Source organism: Peterkaempfera griseoplana (assembly GCF_001418575.1).
GTDB classification, from domain to species: domain Bacteria; phylum Actinomycetota; class Actinomycetes; order Streptomycetales; family Streptomycetaceae; genus Peterkaempfera; species Peterkaempfera griseoplana.
This window is the reverse complement of sequence record NZ_LIQR01000186.1, coordinates 203-21,830: the sequence shown is the minus strand read 5'-3', so window position 1 is coordinate 21,830 and position 21,628 is coordinate 203. Positions and strand designations below refer to the sequence as shown.

Annotated in this window: 17 protein-coding genes and 1 pseudogene; 9 read left to right on the top strand and 9 right to left on the bottom strand. The window is 74.0% G+C overall.

Annotated features, from left to right (window positions below):
- The first annotated feature begins 83 nt into the window (after positions 1-83).
- Both AOK09_RS14920 and AOK09_RS14915 read left to right on the top strand, forming a co-directional pair.
- The gene (locus AOK09_RS14920; RefSeq protein ID WP_055587673.1) at positions 84-923 is read left to right on the top strand and encodes a PP2C family protein-serine/threonine phosphatase; all 840 of its coding nucleotides are present in this window, start codon (positions 84-86) and stop codon (positions 921-923) included.
- 157 nt (positions 924-1,080) lie between these two features.
- The gene (locus AOK09_RS14915) at positions 1,081-2,019 is read left to right on the top strand and encodes an MASE1 domain-containing protein (protein ID WP_245687299.1); all 939 of its coding nucleotides are present in this window, start codon (positions 1,081-1,083) and stop codon (positions 2,017-2,019) included.
- 69 nt (positions 2,020-2,088) lie between these two features.
- On the opposite strand, the gene AOK09_RS14910 is transcribed toward AOK09_RS14915, so the two are convergent.
- The 4 genes from AOK09_RS14910 to AOK09_RS14895 all read right to left on the bottom strand — a co-directional run bounded on the left by AOK09_RS14910 (position 2,089) and on the right by AOK09_RS14895 (position 7,470).
- Positions 2,089-3,297: an SPFH domain-containing protein gene (locus AOK09_RS14910; protein ID WP_055587671.1), complete on the bottom strand. Its 1,209-nt coding sequence runs from the start codon at positions 3,295-3,297 to the stop codon at positions 2,089-2,091.
- A gap of 26 nt (positions 3,298-3,323) precedes the next feature.
- Positions 3,324-3,536, bottom strand: a complete 213-nt coding sequence (locus AOK09_RS14905; RefSeq protein WP_055587670.1) for a hypothetical protein — start codon at positions 3,534-3,536, stop codon at positions 3,324-3,326.
- 218 nt (positions 3,537-3,754) lie between these two features.
- Positions 3,755-5,929 carry a SpoIIE family protein phosphatase gene (locus AOK09_RS14900; RefSeq protein WP_245687298.1) on the bottom strand — a complete coding sequence of 725 codons (2,175 nt, stop codon included), beginning with the start codon at positions 5,927-5,929 and terminating at the stop codon, positions 3,755-3,757.
- A 740-nt stretch (positions 5,930-6,669) separates the two neighbouring features.
- Positions 6,670-7,470 (bottom strand): DeoR/GlpR family DNA-binding transcription regulator, encoded by an 801-nt coding sequence (locus AOK09_RS14895; RefSeq protein WP_055587669.1) that lies wholly within the window; start codon positions 7,468-7,470, stop codon positions 6,670-6,672.
- A 185-nt stretch (positions 7,471-7,655) separates the two neighbouring features.
- Here AOK09_RS14895 and AOK09_RS14890 point away from each other — a divergent pair, with 185 nt between their 5' ends.
- Both AOK09_RS14890 and AOK09_RS14885 read left to right on the top strand, forming a co-directional pair.
- Positions 7,656-8,540: an SIS domain-containing protein gene (locus tag AOK09_RS14890; protein ID WP_055587668.1), complete on the top strand. Its 885-nt coding sequence runs from the start codon at positions 7,656-7,658 to the stop codon at positions 8,538-8,540.
- Between the two features lie 105 nt (positions 8,541-8,645).
- Positions 8,646-9,533 carry a class II fructose-bisphosphate aldolase gene (locus tag AOK09_RS14885; protein WP_055587667.1) on the top strand — a complete coding sequence of 296 codons (888 nt, stop codon included), beginning with the start codon at positions 8,646-8,648 and terminating at the stop codon, positions 9,531-9,533.
- A 24-nt stretch (positions 9,534-9,557) separates the two neighbouring features.
- On the opposite strand, the gene AOK09_RS14880 is transcribed toward AOK09_RS14885, so the two are convergent.
- Complete coding sequence (locus AOK09_RS14880) at positions 9,558-10,331, bottom strand: COG4705 family protein (protein WP_055587666.1); 774 nt, start codon at positions 10,329-10,331, stop codon at positions 9,558-9,560.
- A 137-nt stretch (positions 10,332-10,468) separates the two neighbouring features.
- Positions 10,469-12,994 (bottom strand): SpoIIE family protein phosphatase, encoded by a 2,526-nt coding sequence (locus tag AOK09_RS14875; RefSeq protein WP_055587665.1) that lies wholly within the window; start codon positions 12,992-12,994, stop codon positions 10,469-10,471.
- A 470-nt stretch (positions 12,995-13,464) separates the two neighbouring features.
- Here AOK09_RS14875 and AOK09_RS14870 point away from each other — a divergent pair, with 470 nt between their 5' ends.
- From AOK09_RS14870 to AOK09_RS14860, 4 genes and pseudogenes are all read left to right on the top strand, one after another.
- On the top strand, positions 13,465-14,487 hold the full coding sequence (locus AOK09_RS14870; RefSeq protein ID WP_055587664.1) for a LacI family DNA-binding transcriptional regulator: 1,023 nt from the start codon (positions 13,465-13,467) through the stop codon (positions 14,485-14,487).
- 228 nt (positions 14,488-14,715) lie between these two features.
- Positions 14,716-14,874: pseudogene (locus tag AOK09_RS37790) on the top strand (L-rhamnose mutarotase); the annotation flags it as partial.
- A 441-nt stretch (positions 14,875-15,315) separates the two neighbouring features.
- Complete coding sequence (locus AOK09_RS14865) at positions 15,316-15,807, top strand: nuclear transport factor 2 family protein (RefSeq protein WP_055587663.1); 492 nt, start codon at positions 15,316-15,318, stop codon at positions 15,805-15,807.
- Between the two features lie 87 nt (positions 15,808-15,894).
- Complete coding sequence (locus tag AOK09_RS14860) at positions 15,895-16,470, top strand: NADPH-dependent FMN reductase (RefSeq protein WP_055587662.1); 576 nt, start codon at positions 15,895-15,897, stop codon at positions 16,468-16,470.
- A 244-nt stretch (positions 16,471-16,714) separates the two neighbouring features.
- Here AOK09_RS14860 and AOK09_RS14855 read toward each other — a convergent pair whose 3' ends face one another.
- Positions 16,715-17,653: a DMT family transporter gene (locus AOK09_RS14855; protein WP_055587684.1), complete on the bottom strand. Its 939-nt coding sequence runs from the start codon at positions 17,651-17,653 to the stop codon at positions 16,715-16,717.
- Between the two features lie 82 nt (positions 17,654-17,735).
- Between AOK09_RS14855 and AOK09_RS14850 the strand changes: the two genes are divergently transcribed.
- Positions 17,736-18,737: a LysR family transcriptional regulator gene (locus AOK09_RS14850; RefSeq protein WP_079063071.1), complete on the top strand. Its 1,002-nt coding sequence runs from the start codon at positions 17,736-17,738 to the stop codon at positions 18,735-18,737.
- 695 nt (positions 18,738-19,432) lie between these two features.
- Here the strand turns inward: AOK09_RS14850 and AOK09_RS14845 are convergent.
- Entirely contained in the window at positions 19,433-20,122 is a 690-nt protein-coding gene (locus tag AOK09_RS14845) for an enoyl-CoA hydratase-related protein (RefSeq protein ID WP_055587661.1), read from the bottom strand.
- 216 nt (positions 20,123-20,338) lie between these two features.
- Positions 20,339-21,628: glutamate synthase subunit beta (locus AOK09_RS14840; RefSeq protein ID WP_245687297.1), on the bottom strand; the 1,290-nt coding region annotated here is incomplete at its 5' end.

Here is a 21,628-nt window from a genome sequence, read left to right as displayed (position 1 = left end):
GCCCGGGCGGCGCCGCGGGGCCGGCCGGCGACCGGGCAACTACGCTGGAGTGCAGGTAGGTACCGCGACCCCTTGGAGGGGTCATGACTCGACGCCGTCCCAGCGTGCCGGACACGGCCGAGGAGACCCTGCTCACCCTCGGCAGTCTGGTCGAGCAGGCCCTGGAGCGGATCAAGCTGCAGAGGGCAAGGGTCGACCTGGCCACGGCCCTGCAGCGCCACATGCTCCCTCCGCAGCTGCCGGACCTGCCGGGCCTGCAGTTCGCCGCCCGGTACGTGCCCGCCCGCAACGGGCTGGAGGTGGGCGGCGACTGGTACGACGCCTTCTCCCTGGCGGACGGCTCCATCGGGGTGGTGATCGGCGACGTGCAGGGCCACGACGTCGACGCGGTGGCCGTCATGGGGCAGGTCCGCGCCTCCCTGCGTGCGGTCGGGGGCGTCACCGCGAACCCCGGGGAGGTGCTCTCCGCAGCCAATGACCTGCTGGTCGCACTGGGCTGCGGCCTCTTCGCGACCTGCACCCTGCTGCGGATCGGGACGACCCCCGGCCCGGCCCTGTCCGGCGCCCGCGCCGGGCACGTCCCCACCGTCTGGGCCACACCCGACGGCTGCTCGGGCACCCTGCTGGGCGCCTGCGGCCCGCCGCTGGGCATCCTGCAGGGCGCCCAGTACCCGGTGATCCATGGCCACATGGGCGCCTCGGAGGAGGTCATCCTGGTCATGGTCACCGACGGGGTGGTGGAGGGGCCGCACTTCTGCCTGGACGAGGGGCTGGAGCGGGTGCGGCAGGTGGTGACCGCGGACCTGGACGCGGACCCCGAGACCATGGTCTCGCGGGTGATGAAGGTCGCGGATCTCACCGGCCACGACGACGACGCCGCCGCCCTGGTCGTCCGCCGCCACCGGACGCCGGCGCCGCCCTGACCCCCACCGGCCCGGGCCGGCGGCGGTCAGGGCTGCAGGACAGCTGTGAAGGGAGTACCGTGCACGGCCCGACATCCCACGCCCCTCCTCCGGCCGCCCCCAGGGCGGTCTGATGGCCGGTACGCCCCCTCGGGAGAGGCTTCGCCACCACGCCCTGGTGCTGCTGGGAATCCTCGCGCTGACCTCCGCCTACTACGGCTGCGCCAGAGCCGGGCTGCTGCTGCACGTCGTCGAGAACCAGGTGACGCCGTACTGGCCCCCGACCGGCGTCGCCCTTGCGGCGCTGCTGCTGTTCGGCCTGCGGCTGTGGCCGGCGATCACCGTGGGGGCGCTGCTGGTCAATCTGCCGCTCGGCCCCTCGCCGCCCGCCGTCGTGGCGATCGCCGTGGGCAACACGCTGGCGCCGGTGTGCGCCTGTCTGGCGCTGCGGCGCACCGGCTTCCGCCCCGAACTGGAGCATCTACGGGACGCCCTCAAACTGGTCTTCGTCGGCGCGCTGGGCGGCATGCTGATCAGCGCTACCGTCGGCAGCGTCGCCCTGTCGCTCGGCGGGGCGGTGGCCCGCGGGGACTTCTGGCCGACGTGGGCGGTGTGGTGGACGGGGGATGCGATGGGGGTGCTGGTCTTCGCCCCGGCGTTCCTGCTGCTGCCCCGGATCCGGCTGGTCCGGGAGGTGCCGCTGCGCCGCTGGGCGGAGCTGGCGGGGCTGCTGACGGTGACGCTGGTGGTCTCGCTGATCGCGGTGACCAGTCCCAACGGCATGCTCTTTCTGGGCTTCCCCTTCCTGGTCTGGGCCGCGGTGCGGTTCCAGCTGGCGGGGGCGGTGCCCTGTGTGCTGCTGACGTCCAGCACCACGGTGGTGCTGGCGGTGCAGGGGCACGGCCGGTTCGGTCAGCACGGCCTGTTCATGGACATGGTCACCCTGCAGGCGTTCAACGGGTCGATCGCGCTGACCGCGCTGCTGCTCTCGGCGGTCGTCACCGAACGCAACCGCGCCTACGCGGAGATCAGGCGGGCCTGCATTCAGCTGGCCGCGGCGGTCGCCGAGCCGCCGCCCGGCAGCGACGGCCCGGCCTCTCGGCAGAACCCGCCGTGACGGCGCCGCCGGGGCGCCGTCCGGGCAGCGCCCCGGCGCAGGCCGCGCTCAGACCTGGCTCACCCGCGCTCAGACCTGGCTCGCGCCTCGGGGCACCTGCGGCTGGGAGGGCGAGCCTCCGTTGAGCTTCGCCGGAGTGGCGGAGGGCTGCTTCAGCGACTCCAGGATGGCCAGGCCCTGTCCGACGATGCCGGTGGCCAGCTCATTGACCCCGTCGGCGCCGTTGAGCACGGTCAGCGAGGACCCGGAGATGCCGCGGGCGGCTGCCTCGGCGAGAACGGGCAGGTTCTCCACGATCCGGTTGGCCGCGATCAGCTCCTGGTTGCCGTCGCGCAGTGAGGCGGCCCGTGCCGTGTTGGCCTCCGCCTGGGCCTGAGCGAGGGTCCGTTCGGCGTAGGCGGTGCCGTCGGCCTCGAAACGCACCTGGTCGCGCCGGGCCTCGGCGAGGGTGCGCTGCCGGTAGGCCTCGGCGTCGGCGGGGCGCCGGACCTCCGCCTCCAGCTGCTGTGCGGCGAGCGCCGCCCGGCGCTGGGCCAGGGCGGTCTGCTCCTCGATGACCTCCTGGGAGGCCCGGGCCTCCGCGAGCGGGCCCGCCTGGGCGGCCTGTGCGTTGGACTGCTCGGTCTCGGCGAGGAAGCCCGCGCGTTTGATCGCGGTGTCCCGTTCGTACGCGGCCTTGAGGGCGGCGGCCTGCTGCTCGCGCTCGGTGGCCTCCTGGTCGGCCCTGGCCTGGGCGATCCGCGCCTGACTGGCGACGGCCGCGACATGGGGGGCCGCCAGGTTGGTGATGTACCCGGAGGTGTCGTCGATCTCCTGGATCTGCAGGGCGTCCACCACGATGCCCAGCTTCTCCATCTCGCTGTGGCTGCCCTCCTTGACCTCCTGGGCCACCCGGTCGCGTTCCCGGATGATCTGCTCGACCGTCAGGCCGCCGACGATGGACCGCAGGTGGCCTGCGAAGATCCGCCCCACCAGCTCCTCCATCCGGCTCTGCTCCGACAGGAAGCGGCGGGCGGCGTTGGCGATGGAGACCGTGTCGTCGCCCACCTTGAACACCGCGACCGCCCGGACGTTGAGGCGGATGCCCTGCTGGGTCACGCAGTCCTCGGTGATCTCCGCCTCGCGCAGCGCCAGCGACAGCATCCGGGCCTTCTGCTTCACGGGCAGGACGAAGCTGCCGTGACCGGTGACGATCCGGAACTGGGTGTCCTGTGCCTGCCGCTTGGAGCCGGAGATCAGCATCGCCTCGTTGGGGGCGGGAACATGCCAGAACAGCACGGGTGGCTCCTTTCGCTCCGCCGGGCCTAGGAAGAGGGGAAGAGTTCCACGATCACCGAGCGAGCCGACGTCCGGTCCACCACGATGACCAGGGCGTTCTTGGCAACCGCCGTACGCGACCAGGCCGCGAACGCCTCGGTGCCGCCGCGGACCGGCACCAGCACCTCACCCGGTCCGTCCGGCGGGATGGGAACGGTCACCCGGCCGACCGCCCCGACCGGACTCTGGTCTGCGTCCATACGGCCTTCCAGCCCCGTCCGCGGCGAGGCGCGTCCTGTACCGCAAGCCGCCGCGGCCTGCTGCGGCGCGGCCGGCGGCAGAGGGCACTCCCGGTGGCGTACGGACCCCGGGGCCGCCAGGGCGGTCCGTTGCGGTCGTAGGCCGTCGTTTCCGGGCGCCCCCGCTCACTCCACCGTACTCCGCGAGGATCCCCGTGACCTGGGCGGAGAGGGCGGGTTCAGCGGACCGTGAGGACCACCGCTGCCTGGTCGTCGTCGGTGGCGCCGTAGCTGAAGGCGTCCACGGCCCCGGTGATCGCCTCCAGGGTCCGCCGGGCCGAGGCTGCCGCGCCGCCGGACCGGACGGCTTCGACCAGGCGCTCCTCGCCGAAGAAGGCGCCGCTGCGGTCCCGCGCCTCCAGGATGCCGTCGGTGACCAGCACGATCGCCTCACCGCTGAGCAGCAGCACCGTCTCCGCCGTCTGGACCGGGTCGGCCGCCACCCCGAGCAGCTGGCCGGGCGCGAGGGACACCGTGACGGAGCCGTCGCCGCGGCGCAGCAGCGGCGAGGGGTGCCCCGCCCGTACCAGGCAGGCGGAGAGGCCGGCCGGAGCGGGTTCCAGGGCCGCGTACACCAGGGTGACGAACCGCTCCTCCCCGTCGGGCTGGCCGAGCAGTGCGTCGTTGATCGCCCGCACCACCGCGACCGGGTCGGACAGCAACGGCGCCACCGCCCGCGCCGTGTGGCGGACCAGGGCCGTGGTGGTGGCCGCGCGGGCGCCACGCCCGCAGACGTCCCCGATGACCAGCCCCCAGCGGCGGCCCGGCAGCGGGAAGACGTCGTAGAAGTCACCACCGATGTCCAGCCCCTCGCCGGCGGGCCGGTAGCAGGCGCAGAGGTGCGCCCCCGGGACGTCCGGCAGGGCGGACAGCAGCAGCCCGGACTGCAGATCACGCGCCAGCTGCGCGCGGTGCGCATACTGCCGAGTGGTGTCGGCCCCGGCCGCCGCCGTACGGGCGAGTTCCTCGGCCAGGGCGACGGCTCGGGCGTCCAGGGGTTTGTCCGTGGTGGCGACCAGGGTCAGCGTGCCGAAGGTGCGCCCGCGCACGGTGAGTGGGACGCAGACATAGCCGGTGACGGTGCAGGGGAGCGCCGGCACCGGCCTGGGCCACGCCCCGTGGTCGATCTCCCGGACGCCCCCGGCCATCACCCGGCTCACGGGGCTGTCCGCCCGCAGATCGGGAGGCTGTGCGGCCAGCGCCGCCTCGGTGCCCTCCGGCAGGTCGTCCGACACCGCCACGGCGACCCGGCTGATGTGACCGTCCGCGAGGACGTCGATGAGGCAGACCGGGGCGAGCGCGGGCACCGCCAGGCGGGCGAGACGCTGCAGGTTCTGCGGATACCGGGGCTCCCGGCTGACCGCGGTGCTGGTCTCCAGGACGAAGGCCAGGTCCGCGGCGGCGGCCTGCTCGCGGGCGTGCGCCTCCCGCCGGGCCGTCTCGGCGCGGTCGCGCTCGATCGCCAGGGCGGCGGTGCGGGCGAAGACCGCGCACAGGTCCAGGTCCTCCTCGCGGGGGGTCCGGGGCGTGCGGTGGTAGAAGGCGAAGGTGCCCAGCAGCTCCCCGGTGGTCGACATGATCGGGTTGGACCAGCAGGCGCCCAGCCTGGCCGTCCGGGCCAGCTCCCGGAAGTCCGTCCACAGCTCGTCATGGGCGATGTCGGTGACGATGACACCGGCCCGGCGGTAGGCGGCGGTGCCGCAGGAGCCCACGCAAGGGCCGATCTCCGAGCCGTCGATGGCCTGGTTGTAGAAGTCGGGCAGGCTCGGTGCGGCGCCGTGCCGCAGCTGGTGCCCGTTCTCGTCGATGAGCAGGACCGAGACCAGCACCCGGGGTGAGAGCCCCTCGATCGTGCGGCACATGCCCTCCAGCACCTCGCCCAGCGGAACGTTGCGGGCGATCTGCTCCAGCAGCGCGTGCTGCTCGGCCGCGAGTTGGCGCGCGCGGCGCTCCCTGGTGACGTCCACGGCGGTGCAGATCACGCCGGTGATCCCGCCGAGCGGGTCGCGGTGCGCCTCCAGGGTGAAGTCGAAGTACCCCTCGTGGGCCGTCGGCCCCCGCCCGAGCAGCACATGGGCGCCGTGGACGACGACGGGTGCGCCGGTGCGGTACACCTGGTCGAGCAGGCCGAGCATGCCCTGGTGGACGAGTTCCGGCAGTGTGTCGCCCACCGGCCGTCCCGGCAGCGTGTCGGCGTCCGCTGTGCCGTGTGCGCGGTACAGGGCCCGGTTGGCCTCCACCAGGACATGGTCGGGGCCGGACAGTACGGCGACGATCGCCGGGGAACTCGCGAACATGGCCGCGAGTGCCGTCTGCTCCCGGCCGTCGGCCTGCGGCCGGGCGCCGGCGTCCACCGGAACGCGGGTACCCGGCGCCGTGCCGGGCGGGGACGCAACCCTAGGCCGGGCCGCCATCGCTTCGTCCGGGGGTTCCGGCGTGCGGTGCCCGTGCGCCGCTCCGTTCGGCGCTGCGGGAGGGGCACCGCCGGGGTGCGGCGACGCCGCCGTCCGCCGGTTCCGCGCCGGGCGCGGGCGCCGGACCGGTTGCCTTCTGGCCGCTGTTCACAGCCACCTCCTCAGGACCCCGGGTCACGCGGGGGTCGTTCTCCTCATGGTAGCGACCGGTTCCCGAACGTGGTCGGGGCAAGCCGTACGACTGGGGCTCCCGCGCGTGCCCGCGGACGCCTCCCAGCGATGCGCTGCGCGGCGCCCCGGCCGGGGCGCGGGCCGCAGCAGGCGGCCGTACGCCCTGGGCGTTGCACCCGGGCCGAGACCGCGCACAGGCCAGGGATCCGGTGCTACCGCGGCAGCCCGCGGCGCGGGCCCCGAGCCTGCGCCGCGAAGGGGTCCGGCCCGGCCGGGCTCCTCGTCCGTCGCCGGAGAGGCCCGGCGGCGGGCGGCGTGCTGCCGGCGGGGTGGTCGCCGGGCACGCGCCGGGGTGTGCCGCGCACCTCCGTCCTGACCGGGGCCCGGCGTGGGCGCGGCGCGGCTCGGCCGCCGTGCGGGTGAGCGTCCCTGCCCGTACGGTCGCCGCCCGAGGCCCCTGGTGGCGCCTGCCCCCGGTCCGGGCGGTGGTGCTGTGGGGTGACGGCCCCTCACACTGTGACGACGGTGATTCCGGCCTCACCGAAGCGGGCGGCGGCCTCGGGTGCGATACCGGTGTCGGTGACCAGGACGTCGATGCGGGAGAGGTCGCAGACCCGGGCGAAGGCCCGCTTGCCGATCTTCGAGGAGTCCGCCGCCACCACCACCCGCTGGGCCCGTTCGGCGAGCAGCCGGTTGATGCGGGCCTCGCCCTCGTGGTGCACGTACGCCCCGCGCGCGGTGTCGAGCGCGTTGACCCCCAGGACGGCGACATCCAGGATGATCTCCTCCAGCACTCCGCCGGCCAGCGGGCCGATCAGCTCGTAGGACTGGGGCCGGGCGACGCCGCCGGTCACCACGATCTTGATCTGGGGGCGGATCACCAGCTCGTTGGCGATGTTGAGGGCATTGGTCACCACCGTCAGCGCGGGGCGCAGACCGGCCCCCGCAGCGGTGTCGCCGGCGATGTCGGCGCGCACCGACAGGGCCCGGGCCACCTCGGTCACCGTCGTGCCGCCGGTCAGTCCCACCACCTCGCCCACGGCCACCAGATCGGCCGCGGCGCGGCCGATGCGCTGCTTCTCCGAGGTGTTGCGCGCGGTCTTGTACCGCAGGGGGAGTTCGTAGGAGACGCCGTGGGCGACCGCGCCGCCCCGGGTCCGGGTGAGCATCTGCTGCTCCGCGAGCTGGTCCAGGTCGCGCCGGATGGTCGCGGCCGAGACGTCGAGTGAGGCGGCGGCGTCCTCGACCTCCACCCGGCCGTGCTGGGCGAGCAGCTCCAGCAGAGCGTTCCACCGGGCATCCCTGGACATGAGCGTGCTCCTCACAGCTGGCGGCCTGCCGTCGGCGCCCCCTGCGGGCGCGGTCACAAACAGGCGTAAGCGTCGCACATGGCGCCGATCGAGCAGGTTTGCTGCGCGCTCCATGCTTGAAAATGCTCGATGAGCGCATATAGCGTGCAGAAACAAGCATCGAACTCACAGGGCGGAGTGCAGAGATGTCCCATGTCGCCATCGAGACGGCCAGCCAGCCGGAGTGCTGGCGCCGCGCCGCGGAGCTGGCGGACGCCAGGGCGAACGCCCTCCCGGCGGCCGGGGAGCGTATCGCCGTGGTGGGCTGCGGCACCTCCCTCTACATGGCGCAGGCCTACGCGGCGCTCCGCGAGAACTCCGGCCAGGGGGAGTCCGACGCCTTCGCGGCCTCGGAGTTCCCCCTCGCCCGCCGCTACGACAGGGTGGTCGCCCTCACCCGCTCCGGCACCACCACCGAGGTGCTGGACCTGCTCGCCCGGCTGCGCGGGACCACCCGCACCGTCGCGGTCATCGCGGACCCCGACACCCCCGTGCGGGCGGCCGCGGACGAGCTCGTCGTCCTGGACTTCGCCGACGAGCAGTCGGTGGTGCAGACCCGGTTCGCCACCACCGCGCTGACCCTGCTCCGCGCCCACCTCGGTCTGCACACCGACGCCGTGGTGCGGGACGCGCTGACGGCACTGGCCGAGCCGCTGCCCGAAGGCCTGCCGGACTGCACCCAGTTCAGCTTCCTCGGCAGGGGCTGGACCGTGGGGCTGGCCAACGAGGCGGCGCTCAAGATGAAGGAGGCGTCCCTCTCCTGGACCGAGTCGTACCCCGCCATGGAGTACCGCCACGGCCCCATCAGCATCGCCACCGCCGGCACCGCCACCTGGATGTTCGGCACGGCCCCCGACGGCCTGGCCGAGCAGGTGCGCGCCACCGGTGCCCGCTGGGTGGAGAGCCCCCTGGACCCGCTGGCCGACCTGGTCCGGGTCCAGCGCCTGGCCGTCGCCTGCGCGGCCGCCCGCAACCTCGACCCCGACCGGCCGCGCCACCTGACGCGCTCGGTGGTCCTCGCGGACGACTGACCGAGGCGGCTGATCCCGCCGCCGGCCGTGCCGGGCGGCGGGCCGGCCGTCCGCCGACACCCCCGCACTGACGGATCGTCAACCATCTTTCCTACGGAGGCACCCGTGCCCCTCGCAGCCACCGGCACCCTGGTCGCCGACGCGGCCGCCGGGCGCCGCGCCGTCGCGGCGTTCAACGTCATCACCCTGGAACACGTCGAAGCGATCGTGGCGGGCGCCGAGGCCGCCGGATCCCCGGTGATCCTGCAGATCAGCGAGAACGCCGTGAGGTTCCACCACGGCCGCCCCGCGCCCCTGGCCCGCGCCGCCGCCGAGGCGGCGCGGCTCGCCGCCGTCCCGGTTGGCCTGCACCTGGACCATGTGCACACCACCGCGCTGCTCCACCAGGCCGCCGACTGCGGGTTCAGCTCGGTGATGTTCGACGCCTCCCGCCTCCCGTACGGGGAGAACCTCACAGCGACCCGGGCCGCCGCCGACTGGGCCCACCGCAGGGGGCTCTGGCTGGAGGCGGAACTTGGCGAGGTGGGCGGCAAGGACGGCGCCGCCCCGCTGGATGCGCACGCCCCGGGTGCCCGGACGGACCCCGCCGAGGCCCGGGCGTTCGTCGAGGCCACCGGCGTCGACGCGCTGGCCGTCGCCGTCGGCAGCTCCCACGCCATGACCTCCCGCACCGCCCGGCTCGACCACGGCCTCCTCGCCAGGCTGCACGAGGCACTGGAGCTGCCCCTGGTGCTGCACGGCTCCTCCGGGCTCTCCGACGGGGAGCTGGGCCGGGCCGTCGCCGGAGGCGTCACCAAGGTGAACATCGGCACCGCTCTCAACGCGGCCATGACCGCGGCGGTACGCGCCCATCTCGACGGCGACCCCCGCGCTGTGGACCCGCGCGGCTATCTGGCGCCGGCCCGCACCGCGATGAGCCGGACGGTGGCCGAGCTGATCACCGTACTGAGCGGAGCGGCCACGGCGGCGCCCAAAGCGGCGCCCACGGCCTGACCGGCCGCCGCGCGCCCCGGCCGGTCAGCCCGCGGACGCCTCCGCGGGGGCCTGCGCCCCGGCCGGCCCGCGCTCCCGGCGTTGCTGCAGGACCGAACGCCCGACCAGCAGCGCGAGCACCGCCGCCAGGATCAGCGAGGAACCGACGGTGCCGTACCCGAGGCCGCCCTTGTCCGTCGGCTTGGAGAAGAAGTCGCCCACGGTCGCACCCAGCGGCCGGGTCAGCACGAAAGCGGCCCAGAACAGCGGCGCGGTGGGGACACGGGTTGTGAACGCGGCGACGGCGACCGACGCCAGCAGTCCGCTGATCAGCAATGCCCCGCCGGCGTAGCCGAGTCCGGAGCTGTCGGCCAGGAAGTCGCCGAGGGAGGTGCCCAGGGTGTTGGAGAGCAGGATGGCCGCCCAGTACAGCAGCTCGCCCCGGAAGGTGCTGATCCGCCCGACGTCGAACGGGAGGCCGGCGGCCCGCCAGACGCCGAACACCGCCGCCAGCAGGGCGGTCAGTACCAGTGCGCCCCTGGCGTAGCCCAGGCCCGCGGTGCGGTTCATGAAGTCCGACATGGTGGTTCCGGCCGTGCTGGTCGACAGGATCACCGCCCAGTACAGCGCCGGGTGGTGGCGCCGGGTCCGCAACTGGGCGCCGAGGCTCACCAGGAACAGCCCGACCAGGACCAGCGAGCTCACGGCGTAGCCGACGGCGAGGGTCTGGGCGAGCAGATCGCCCCCGGTCTCACCCAGGGTGGTCGCCGCGATCTTCATGACCCAGAAGGCCAGGGTGATTCGGGGAAGCTTCGTCATCTGCCCGATCTCCAGCGGGGGCCGCGGACCCGGTCATGCTTCCAGCGGGCCGGCCGTTCCCCGTGGCGCGGCGGCCGTGTCGTGGACGTCCCACCCGATCGGGTGACGGGACCGCCCCCGCGGCGGGTCCGGGCCGGTCAGAGAATGCCGAGGTCGGGTACGCCCGCGCAGGGGGCGTGCGGTCCGTCCGGGGCGCCGTCGTCCGCCGCGAAGGCGTCCCAGGCCGGGGTGAGCAGTTGCTCGGCCCAGATGATCTTGCCCGTGGCGGGGTAGCGCACGCCCCAGCGGTGGGAGCACCGCGCGACCAGGAACAGCCCGCGTCCCCCCTCGTCGGTGTCGGCCGCCCGGCGGATGTGCGGCGAGGTGCTGTTGGCGTCGCTGACCTCGCAGATCAGTGTCCGATCGCGGATCAGGCGCAGTCGCAGGGGCTCGCTGCCGTAGCGGATGGCGTTGGTGACCAGTTCGCTGACGATCAGCTCGGCGGTGAAGGCCAGATGTCCCAGGTCCCACCGGTCGAGTTGGCGCAGCAGCAGGGCGCGGGCCTCCGAGACGACGGAGGGATCCCTGGGGAGGTCCCAGGTGACGACCCGGGCCGGACCCAGCGAGCGGGTCCTGGCGAGCAGCAGCGCCAGGTCGTCCTCGGCCGCCAGATGCGGGACGACGACGTCGGCCACCGCCCGGCAGGTCTCGTCCAGCGGCCGGTCGTCCTCGGTGAGGACGGTACGCAGCCCGGCACGCGCCCCGCTGTCGGCCGCGCAGGCGTGCACCAGGCCTGCGGTGTAGAGGAGCAGGGTGCTGCCCTCGTCCAGCTCGATCTCCAGGGGCTCGAACACCGGGTCGCCCTTGCCCAGCGGCTTGTTGGACGGCAGGTCGGGGAAGTGCGCCCCGCCCAGCGGAGGGACGATGACGGGCGGCGGGTGCCCGGCGCTGGCCATGACGCAGCGGCGCGAGACGGGGTCGTAGACGGCGTACAGGCAGGTGGCGCCGACCAGCCCCTCCACGATGGGCGCGGATCCGGAGGCGAGTTCCCGCTCGACCAGGCGCGGCACCATCTCGTCGAGCCGCCCCAGCAGCTCCTCAGGCGCCAGGTCGAGCTGCGCGAGAGTACGCACCCCGGAGCAGATCTGCCCCATGCACGCCGCCGCGTGGACGCCGGTGCCCGGCACGCTGCCGACCACCAGCGCGACCCGGGCGCCGGAGAGCGGGATCACGTCGAACCAGTCGCCGCTCGCCCCGGCGTGCTTGCGGGTCGGAACGAAGTGGTGCGCGACGTCGACGGCGCTCTGGTCGGGGACGCTGCGCGGGAGCATGCTCTCGTGGAGGGTGACCGCAGCGGTGTGCTCGCGGGTGTACCGCCGGGCGTTGTCCATGCAGACCGCGGTGCGGGCGACCAGCTCCTGGGCCAGCACGAGGTCGTCCCACTCGAAGGCGTTGGCCTGGGAGGTGCGGTACATGTGCACGAAGCCGAGGACGGCATCGCGGGCGCGCAGCGGCACCACCATCAGCGAGCGCGCCCCGTACTCCACCATGGACCGGACCCGGGCCTCGCTCGCGATGCTCCGCAGCCAGTCGGCGTCAGGGTCGACGACCGGCAGCAGCCTGGGTTGCCCGTCGCGCAGGCACTCGTTGTAGGGCGAACCCTCCGGGAAGTCCAGCAGTTCACCGACCTGCTTGAGGCCCGGGAGCAGCCGCGGGTCGGCGGCCTTGCACGCCGCGCGGCGCAGGATGTCGCGGCCGGTCTCCGACGGCTGCGGTTCGGCGCCCGACGTCACCCCCTCCAGGAGGTCGACCGCGGCGAACTCGGTGAGCTGCGGGACGAGGACGTCGGTGAGCTCCTCCGCGATCCGGGTCACGTTCAGGGTCGTGCCGATCCGGGCGGCGGCCTCGTCCAGCAGGAGCATGCGCTCGCGGGCCCAGTAGTGGTCGGTGATGTCGATGACGGCGTCCGTGACACCCAGAGTCGTGCCGTCCGGGGCGGTGAGCGCGAAGGAGGAGACCTCCCAGACGTGCTCCCGGTCCGGGTCGGCGGGGGTGCGTCCGCGGTGCACGGCGTTGAAGATCGGCAGACCGGTCTCCAGGACGCTGCGGAGCCGCTGCTCGACCGCCACGGCGTCCACGTCGGGGAGGACCTCGCCGATCCGGCGGCCCAGCGCCTCCTCCTGTCGGATCCCGTGGATGCTCTCCAGGGCCGCGTTGATCCGGACCAGGCGCAGCTCGGCGTCGTACACGGCCACACCGATCGGGGACTGGGTGAACAGCCCGTCCAGGATGGCCTGGTCCTCCGCCTGCCGCAGCAGGCCCTGCACCCACACGACCACCGCGGTGAAGTCGCCGTCCGGGTGGCCGGATGCGAGCGGGGAGACCAGGAGTGTGGCGTCCAGTCGACGGCCGTGCCGGTCGGCGAGGGCGATGACACCGAGGGGGGTGCCGTCGGTGCGCATGGCGCCGAGCGGCGGCGACAGGACGGCCGGAAAGGTCTCGGGCCACAACTCCGCAGCCGCGCGGCCCAGGACCTCGGCCGTACGGTAGCCGAACAGCTGCTCCGCCGCGGGGCTCCACGCGATCACGGCACCCCTGCCGTCCAAGAGGAATGTCGCCACCTGGCCGACGCGGGGGAGACCGGTGCGGAAGCCGGCTGCGGATGCGTTGACCGAAGGGCACATCCCACTGATCCCGTCGTCACGCGGAACGCCGCATAAAACCCACCATACGGGACATGTCGCCGCCGGGTCCTGCGTACGGATCCGTGCGGCTACCGCGGGGGCTGGGCGGGCGCGCCGCGGAACCGGCGGTCCTGCGGCCGATCCCCGGCGTTGACGTCGGCGAGCGCCGGGCGGACGCGGGCCGCCGGTACCAGGCCGGGGGAGTGCAACGGATCTCGTCGGTGACCGTCCGAGGTGACGTCGACCGTCACCGCGACCGCCCGGTCGGTCCGCCCGGTTCAGGCTCATCTGGTGGTCTTGAAACGACTCATTCGGCGGAACGCCGTCGGCTGGCCTCCGTCGTACGGACCCTGCCGCTCGCAGCACGCCCCGGCCACGGTGCGGGAGCCTCGCGGCGAGCTGTCCGGCACCTCGGCGACCCCTATGATTGAACAGATTCAGTGCATGGTCGGCGGAGCGGTGGGAGCACCATGGCGGGGATCAAGGACGTGGCACGGCAGGCCGGCGTCTCGGTGGGCACCGTCTCCAATGTGATCAACCGGCCTGATCTGGTGTCCGAGCAGACCAGAGCCCGGGTGCAGGCGGTGATCGAGCGTCTGGGCTATGTACGCAGCGAGTCGGCGCGGCAGCTGAGGGCCGGACGCAGCCGGATCGTCGCCCTGCTGGTCCTGGACATGGGCAACCCCTTCTTCGTGGACGTCGCCAGGGGCGCCGAACGCGCCGCCCGCCAGGCCGGGCTGGGTGTGATGGTGTGCAACAGCGCCCGGAGCCCCAGCGAGGAGGCCGACTACATCTCGCTCTTCGCCGAGCAGCGGGTCCGCGGCGTCCTGCTGACCCCCGCCGACCCGACCGGACGCACCCTGGACGCGCTGCGCCGCAACGGCACACCGTTCGTCCTGGTGGACCGGGTCGCCGCGGGCCCCGCGGAGTGCTCGGTCTCGGTGGACGACGTCAACGGCGGCATGCTCGCGGCCGGCCACCTGATCGCCCGGGGCCACCGCTCCATCGCCTTCATCGGCGGCCCCCCGGAGCTCATCCAGGTCCGCGACCGCGGTGCGGGCGCCCGCGCCGCTCTGGCCGAGGCGGGCCTGCCGCCCGAGTCCCTGCTGGAGATCTCCGCCGACGGCATGGACGTCGCGGCGGGGCGTGATGCCGGAGCCCGTCTGCTGGGCCTCGCGCCGCGCCCGACCGCGGTGTTCTGCGCCAACGACCTGCTGGCGCTGGGCGTGCTGCAGGCGATGTACGCGGCCAGGGTCGGCGTCCCGGACGAGCTGGCCATCGTGGGGTACGACGACATCGAGTTCGCCGCCGCCGCCGCTGTGCCGCTGACCTCGGTGCGCCAACCGGCCGCCGCCATGGGGCGGTTGGCGGCGGAGCTGCTGATGGAGGAGACCTCGGGCGCCGACGTCGGCCACCGGCACCGGCAGGTCGTGCTGCAGCCGGAACTGGTGGTCCGCAGTTCCAGCCTGGCGGCCTGGCCCGCGGACCGCTGACCGGGCGATCCGGCGCCCGGGCGGCGAGGGGCGTCGGGAGCGCCGCCCGAGGAGCCGTGTTGAATCGTGTCACTGTGCAGGCGGGCACCGGGCAGCGGGTGTTGCCGGTGCCGCTCCGTCCGTCGCTGGTCGCTCTCCGTGGCTCCCCTGTGTACGGCGGCCTCCTGGGTGCACGATCCATTGGAGGCCGACCCTTCGGGCGCGGCCGGTTGAAAGGATTCACTCCAGATGGTCAGACGGGCGGCGCCGACTGCCGCCCGCGGCCGTGTCGACGAGTACCGCGGGCACGACGAGGTGTGGCCGCAGGTGCTCGCCGCGGTCTCCGCCGCCGGATGGCACAACTACGCGCTCTTCCTCCGCGAGGACCGTCTGCTCGCTGAGTTCCTCCGTCGGACTTGACGGTTCGTCATCACGCGACTGGGCGGGCGCCAGGGACAGCGGGCGCTTTGGCCGGGGCGTCCCCGCCCGACTCGACGCAGCCCGTTTCGCATCGCCGCGTGAAGGAACCCGTCACCAGGTCGCGTCGGACATACGGCACGACGGCACACCCGGGTCTGGGCATGCGCCTTCCCGGCCGCCGTTCACCGAACGGCCGGGTTGCGGCTCCCGGGCGAGCCTCGGCGAACGGAGTCTCTGCCGCGCAAGGACGGGTGATGCGGCACTGGGGCCCCCGGGCCGCCTCACATTCCGGAGCCCTGTCTCGTCGGACTGTTGCGAGGGGGACACACCACCCCGCGAGCGGGAGAGCCCCGCGAGACCACGGCCGTTCCATGAGCGCCGCGATCAGCGACGGCGGCTCACCGGCTCGGACGTGACAGGGAGGGAACGATGAACGACTTCCAGGCGATCGCCGACCGTGTCGAGATCGAGTCGCTGCGCGGCGAGTTCACCGACGCCGCGATGATGCGCGACTACGACCGCTTGGCGGCGCTGTTCACCGCGGACGGCGTGCTGCGGATGCCCGACGTCCCCGTGGAACTCAACGGTGCGGCCGAGATCCGCGGCTGGGGCGAGCGGGTGCCGCACCTCGTGGACTACCTGGTGCAGACCATGCACCCGGGCGTCGTCCGAATCGAGGGCGACACCGCGTGGGGCCGCGCCTACATGCAGGAGCTCATCCGTCTCCGTGACGGCGGCTCGCACCAGAACTTCGCCATCTACCACGACCGCTACCGGCGCACCGGCGACGGCTGGCGGTTCACCGAGCGGGTCTACGAGATCCGGTACCTCGACGAGAGCCCCCTGGCGGGCTCGGCGTACCGGTCGGCGGGGGCACCCACCGTCCCGTCCACGGGGGACGCCCCCGCGCCACAGGGATGACCGCGACGCGCCCGATCGCCGCGCAGCCCTGCCGTACCGGCCCATGACGGCTCCAGACCATCCCGACCAGTACAGGAGAACCCCACCGTGACCAGGATCGGCATCATCCTCGGCAGCACCCGCGCCCACCGCAACGGCGAGCAGGTCGCCGCCTGGGTGCATGACAGAGCGTCGAGCCGCGGCGACGCCGAGTTCGAGCTGATCGACCTGCGTGACTACCCGATGCCACCCCAGGAGGAGCCGCTGACACCGTCGCTGGGCCAGTACGAGCACGAGTACACCAAGGCATGGGCGGACACCGTCGCCTCCTTCGACGGGTTCGTCATGGTCACCCCCGAGTACAACCACTCCACCTCCGGGGTGCTCAAGAACGCCATCGACCACCTGCACGCCGAGTGGCACAACAAGGCGGTCGGCATCGTCTCCTACGGCGGCGCGGCCGGCGCCCGGGCGGCGGAGCACCTGCGGCTGATCTGCGGGGCGCTGCAGATGGCCGATGTGACCCAGCAGGTCGCCCTGTCGCTGCAGACCGAGTTCGAGAACTTCACCGTCTTCAGGCCGGGCGACTACAACGTCACGGCGCTGGACGCGATGCTGGACCAGGTCATCGCCTGGAGCGCCGCGCTCGCGCCGCTGCGCGCCGCCTCCGGGGCCGCCGTCTGAACAGAGCCGGGGGCTTTCAGCGGCACCCCGGCCCCGGGGCGTGACCGCCGGGGCTCGTGAGCGACGGCAACGGGGGGGTCACGGGGGTGTCCCCGTTGCCGTCGGCCCGGGGCGCGGCCGGCCCCGTCCGCCACTGCGGCGCCGCGGTGGCGGACGGGCCGGAGCGTCAGCCGCCGCAGCGCCGTGGCGGGACACCGCGCGGACTGGATCCCGCAGGCTGTGGCACAAGCAGCCTGACGCAGCGTCAGCCGGTGCCCAGCGGCAGCACGGGCGGCCCCACCTGCGCCGGCTCCGTCCGCAGGGCGGTGCGGTGGGCGGCCTCGACGGCCTGGCCCCAGTAGGTTCCGGCGACCATCAGCAGCGCGCCGAGGACCGCCACGACGGTGAGCCGTTCGCCCCCGAGGCCGATGCCGACCACGACGGCCCAGACCGGTTCGGTGCCCAGCAGCAGACTGGCCCGGCTGGCCGAGCTGCGCTGCACCGCCCAGGTCTGGGCGAGGAAGGCGAACACACTGCACAGCAGGGCGAGATGGAGCAGCTCTGCCCAGGTGGCGCCGTCGGCGCGGACCAGAGCCGGCAGCCCGTGCGCGGCGGGCACCAGGAAGAGGACCGAGCCGACGACGGTCTGCACGGCCGTCAGCTGGGTGGGCCGCAGCTCGCGGCCCGCGGAGAGCCGTCCCACGAGGCTGACGTGCGCGGCTCTGACCACCGCGGCGGCCAGCACCAGGAGGTCACCGGAGCGCGGTGAACGGAATCCGCTGCCGCACACCAGGAGCCCCACGGCCAGGACGCAGACACCCGCGGCGGCGAAGAACCGCGGAGGCAGCCCACCGGGGCCGCCCAGCCGGTCGATCAGCGGGGTGAGCACAATGGCCAGGCTGATGATCAGTCCCGCGTCGGCGGCGCTGGTGTGGGCGACGCCGTAGGTCTCCAGCGCCAGGACGACCGCCTGGGTGACCCCGAGCAGTGAGCCGGCCCGGAGCTCCGCGCGGGTGCAGCGGCGCCGGCCGCGGCGTCCGGCGGCGGCGACCGCGACACAGGCGGCGGCGGAGATCGCGTACCGCGCGAAGAGCACCACCGTCACGGGCAGGGCGGAGGTGGCCGTTCTGGCGGCCAGATAACTGGAACCCCAGACGGCGGCGACAAGCAGGAGTACCGCGTCGGTACGGCGGGTGTCGGGCACGCCCTCACGGTGCACCAACGGAGACACCCAAGCCAAGGACGACCTTCTCAAGCAACCCTTAAGAAGTCCTACACTGTCGGCCGTGGATGAGCGGCAACTGCGGATCCTGCGCGAACTCGGCGAGCTGGGCAGTGTCACCGCGGTCGCCGAGGCGCTCCGGGTGACGCCATCGGCGATCTCCCAGCAGCTACGGCTGCTGCAGCGCTCGATCCCCGTACCGCTCACCGAGCGCGAGGGGCGGCGACTTGTGCTCACCCAGGCCGGGCAGGCGCTGGCGGGCGCCGCGATCGAGGTGGAGAGCGCCCTGAGCAGGGCCCGGCACTCGGTCGACGACTTCATCGAGCAGCCGGACGGCAGTGTGTCGGTCGCCGCCTTCCACAGCGCGGCCGCGACCTTCTTCCCTCTGCTGCTGCGCAGCCTCGCGGGCCCGGGGCGGCCGCAACTCGTCCTGGCCGACGAGGACGTGGCGCAGGACCGCTTCCCCCAGCTGACCCGGGACTACGACCTGGTGGTGGCCCACCGTCTGGACCACGCCCCGCCCTGGCCGCGGACCGTCGCCGTCACCCCGCTGCTCCGCGAACCGCTGGACGTCGCCATGCCGGCCGGTCATCCGCTGGCCGCCGGACGCACTGTCACCCCGGGGGATGTCGCCGACCAGCCCTGGATCAGCGTCCACGAGGGATTCCCGCTGCTGGCCACGGTCGAGGCGGTGGCGACCGCGGCGGGCCGCCGACTGACCGTCACCCACCGCATCAACGAGTTCTCGGTGGTCGCCGAGGTGGTGGCGGCCGGAGCGGGACTGGCGCTGATGCCGCGCTGGACGGCCCGTCCGCACCCCGCGGTGGTCCTGCGGCCGCTCGACGGTGTGCACGCCCTGCGCCACATCGATGTGCTCCACCGCCCGGAGCGGACCGCGCGCAGGGCCGTCCGCACCGTCCTCGCCGCGTTGCAGCGGGCCGCCGAGGACGTACGCGGCCGGGACACCGGCGCCGGAGACGGGGCCGGGAGCCGGGAGACGGATGCGCAGGGGCGAGCGGCGGCCGAGGACGGACGTGGCCGCCGCCGGGCACCGGGCCGGGACTGAACCCCGGCCGCGGCGGGGAGCGAGCGGGGATTCCGTCCTCCGAGCACATCGTCCTCGTCCCGGGAGCGGGAGGGCGGGAGTGGCTCCGGCGCCGTCAGGCAGCCGACCTCGCCGATCTCACCACCGGAGAGGTCATGGTCGTCGACCAGCAGGCGACCCGGGCCCAGCCGGCCGACCACGTCCTTGTGCACCCACCGGAGTCCTTCTCCCACCCCGGGCAGCCGCCCGGCGGACGGGTCGCCCGGGAAGTCGCGGAGCGAGCGCCGGAAAGGGTGCCGAAACCCTCTCTCCGGGCACCCGAACGCGAAGGCAGCAGGGCATTCCAGAGCAGCTCGACCCATTGTGCGTCCAACTCGTCCGGGACCGACCAAGCATTGAACGACCATGTCGGCCGGATTCTGCACGCGTGCCGTTACCCGGACACGGCGTTCTGCGACCGGCTGCGGGCACGGCAGCGCGAGCCCCGGTGACCGCTGCGTCCGCCGGCGCGCGACTGCGGCACCGGACCGCTGCCCGGCCGCATCCGGGCCGGCACTCAGGTGATCCGGGGCCGCCAGGACCGCGTCAGCGCGGGGGAGGAGGCGCTGTTCCCCGCAGCGGGCATCGCCGGGCCTCGCCGGCGCCGGCCGAGGAGTCCGGCCATCGCACGTCCGTCGAGCGGCCGCAGCCCCTGTCGGCGGTGCTGCGGCCGTGGGTCACGAGGCGACAGCAGGCCCGAGCGGGATCTCCTTCTCCCGCAGCGCGGCCACGGCCGGGGCGTACATACGCGCCTTGATCGTGCCGAGGGTCTCCCCCGCCTTGCCCGTCTGGGCGCGGGCGATCTCCACGGCGGTCCGGCGGACGTCGGCCTCGTCCGCCGCCGTACGGTCGACGATCGCCGCGGCCAGGGCGTCAAGGCCGCCCCAGCGGCGGGCGGTGACCATGGCCTCGTGCGCCGTCTGCGGTGTGAGCCGGGCCTGGATCAGCGCGGACATGCCCGGCGTGAAGGGTATGCCGATCTCGGCTTCGGGCAGGCACCAGTAGCCGCGGTCGCCGCGCATCACCCGGAAGTCGTGTGCCAGGGAGAACATGGCCCCGGCAGCGAAGGTGTGCCCCTGCAGGGCCGCCACGGTGACCACCGGAAGAGTCAGCATCCGGGCCAGCAGCTCCTGCACGCCCGCGACATAGGCGCCCGCCTGGTCGGTGTGGGCGAACAGCCAGTCCAGGTCCAGGCCGTTGGAGAAGAACTTGCCGGTGGCGGTGGTCACCAGGGCCCGAGGGCCCTCCGCCTTCACCACCTCGTCGAGCAGCGCGTCGACCGACGCCACCCAGTCGGGGTGGAAGCGGTTCTCGGTGTCCCCGATGTCCAGGACGAAGACGTCGTCCTGCCGGTCGAGCGCGGGCATGGCAGCTCCTTCACGGGGGCCGTCACGGGTACGGCCGTCACGGACGCGGCGTCGTGCGACTGCGCGGGACACGCTCCGGCCTGCACACTACCCGTCGGTAACTGTCCCGTGCGGCATCGTACATGGCCCCGTCGCGGCCGGTGCCTCCCGCCGTCCGTGGGGGCGCCGTGCGACCGTGAACCGCACGGGAACGAAGCGGCGCCGACCGACGGCGGATCAGGCCACCAGCGGCCGATCGGTGGGCCCCACGGGGGCGGGCAGGGCGGTGGCGCCCGTCAGATAGCGGTCCACGGCCGCCGCCACGGACCGCCCCTCCGCTATCGCCCAGACGACCAGCGACTGCCCCCTGCCCGCGTCGCCCGCGACGAACACCCCGTCGGCTCCCGCGGCGTAGCCCGCGTCCCGCCCGAAGTTGCCGCGTACGTCGAAGTGCAGGCCCAGCTGCTCCGCCAGGCCGCCGTCCCGCTCCGGCCCCTGGAAGCCGAGGGCCAGCAGCACCAGCTGGGCCGGGACGACCCGTTCCGTGCCCGGCCGCGGGGACCTGCTGCCGGGCTCCGCCTCGGCCAGGTGGAGTGCCCGCACCCGGCCCTCCGCGTCCCCCTCGAACCGCAGGGTGGACGCGGAGAACATCCGTACGTCCCCCACCGCTCCCGGCGGCGGCAGATCCGCCCCCGACGGGTCCGGGCGTCCCCCGCCGGGGTCGCGCAGCAGGGCCAGCTCCCGGGCCTCCTCGTGCGCGGGCGAGACCCGGTACACCCGCGGATACACCGGCCAGGGCTCGCTCTCCGCCCGGTACTCGCCCGGCTGGGGGTTGATGTCCAGCTGCACCACGGAGGCCGCGTGCTGCCTCAGTGCCGTGCCCAGGCAGTCCGCCCCGGTGTCGCCGCCGCCGACGATCACCACGTCCTTCCCCTCGGCGGTGAGCGGGGGCGCCGCCAGATCCCCCTCCACCACCCGGTTGGCCATCGGCAGGTACTCCATCGCCTGGTGGACGCCGGCCAGCTCCCTGCCGGGCACCGCCAGCTCCCGGGGCCGGGTGGCGCCGACCGCCACCACGACGGCGTCGCTGCGCCGCAGCAGCTCCCGGGCGTCCAGGTCGACGCCCACCCGGACGCCGGTGCGGAAGACGGTGCCCTCCGCCTCCAGCTGCCCGATCCGGCGGTCCAGGTGCCGCTTCTCCATCTTGAACTCGGGGATGCCGTAGCGCAGCAGTCCACCGATCCGGTCCGCCTGCTCGTAGACCGCCACCGTGTGCCCGGCGCGGGTCAGCTGCTGGGCCGCGGCAAGACCTGCCGGGCCGGAGCCGATCACCGCGACGGTGCGGCCGGAGAGCCGCTGCGGCGGGCGCGCAGGGAGAGCCCCGGTGGCCCAGGCGTGGTCGGCGACGGCCACCTCCACATCCTTGATCGTCACGGGGTCCGCATTGATCTCCAGGACGCAGGCGGTCTCGCACGGGGCGGGGCAGAGCCGGCCGGTGAACTCGGGGAAGTTGTTGGTGGCGTGCAG

Bases quoted from the DNA above. Each gene is read 5' to 3' on its own strand.
- AOK09_RS14880 (WP_055587666.1), bottom strand. From the start codon at position 10,331: ATGACGAAGCTTCCCCGAATCACCCTGGCCTTCTGGGTCATGAAGATC.
- AOK09_RS14870 (WP_055587664.1), top strand. From the start codon at position 13,465: ATGGCGGGGATCAAGGACGTGGCACGGCAGGCCGGCGTCTCGGTGGGC.
- AOK09_RS14875 (WP_055587665.1), bottom strand. From the start codon at position 12,994: ATGTGCCCTTCGGTCAACGCATCCGCAGCCGGCTTCCGCACCGGTCTC.
- AOK09_RS14890 (WP_055587668.1), top strand. From the start codon at position 7,656: ATGTCCCATGTCGCCATCGAGACGGCCAGCCAGCCGGAGTGCTGGCGC.
- AOK09_RS14895 (WP_055587669.1), bottom strand. From the start codon at position 7,470: ATGTCCAGGGATGCCCGGTGGAACGCTCTGCTGGAGCTGCTCGCCCAG.
- AOK09_RS14905 (WP_055587670.1), bottom strand. From the start codon at position 3,536: ATGGACGCAGACCAGAGTCCGGTCGGGGCGGTCGGCCGGGTGACCGTT.
- AOK09_RS14845 (WP_055587661.1), bottom strand. From the start codon at position 20,122: ATGCCCGCGCTCGACCGGCAGGACGACGTCTTCGTCCTGGACATCGGG.
- AOK09_RS14865 (WP_055587663.1), top strand. From the start codon at position 15,316: ATGAACGACTTCCAGGCGATCGCCGACCGTGTCGAGATCGAGTCGCTG.
- AOK09_RS14920 (WP_055587673.1), top strand. From the start codon at position 84: ATGACTCGACGCCGTCCCAGCGTGCCGGACACGGCCGAGGAGACCCTG.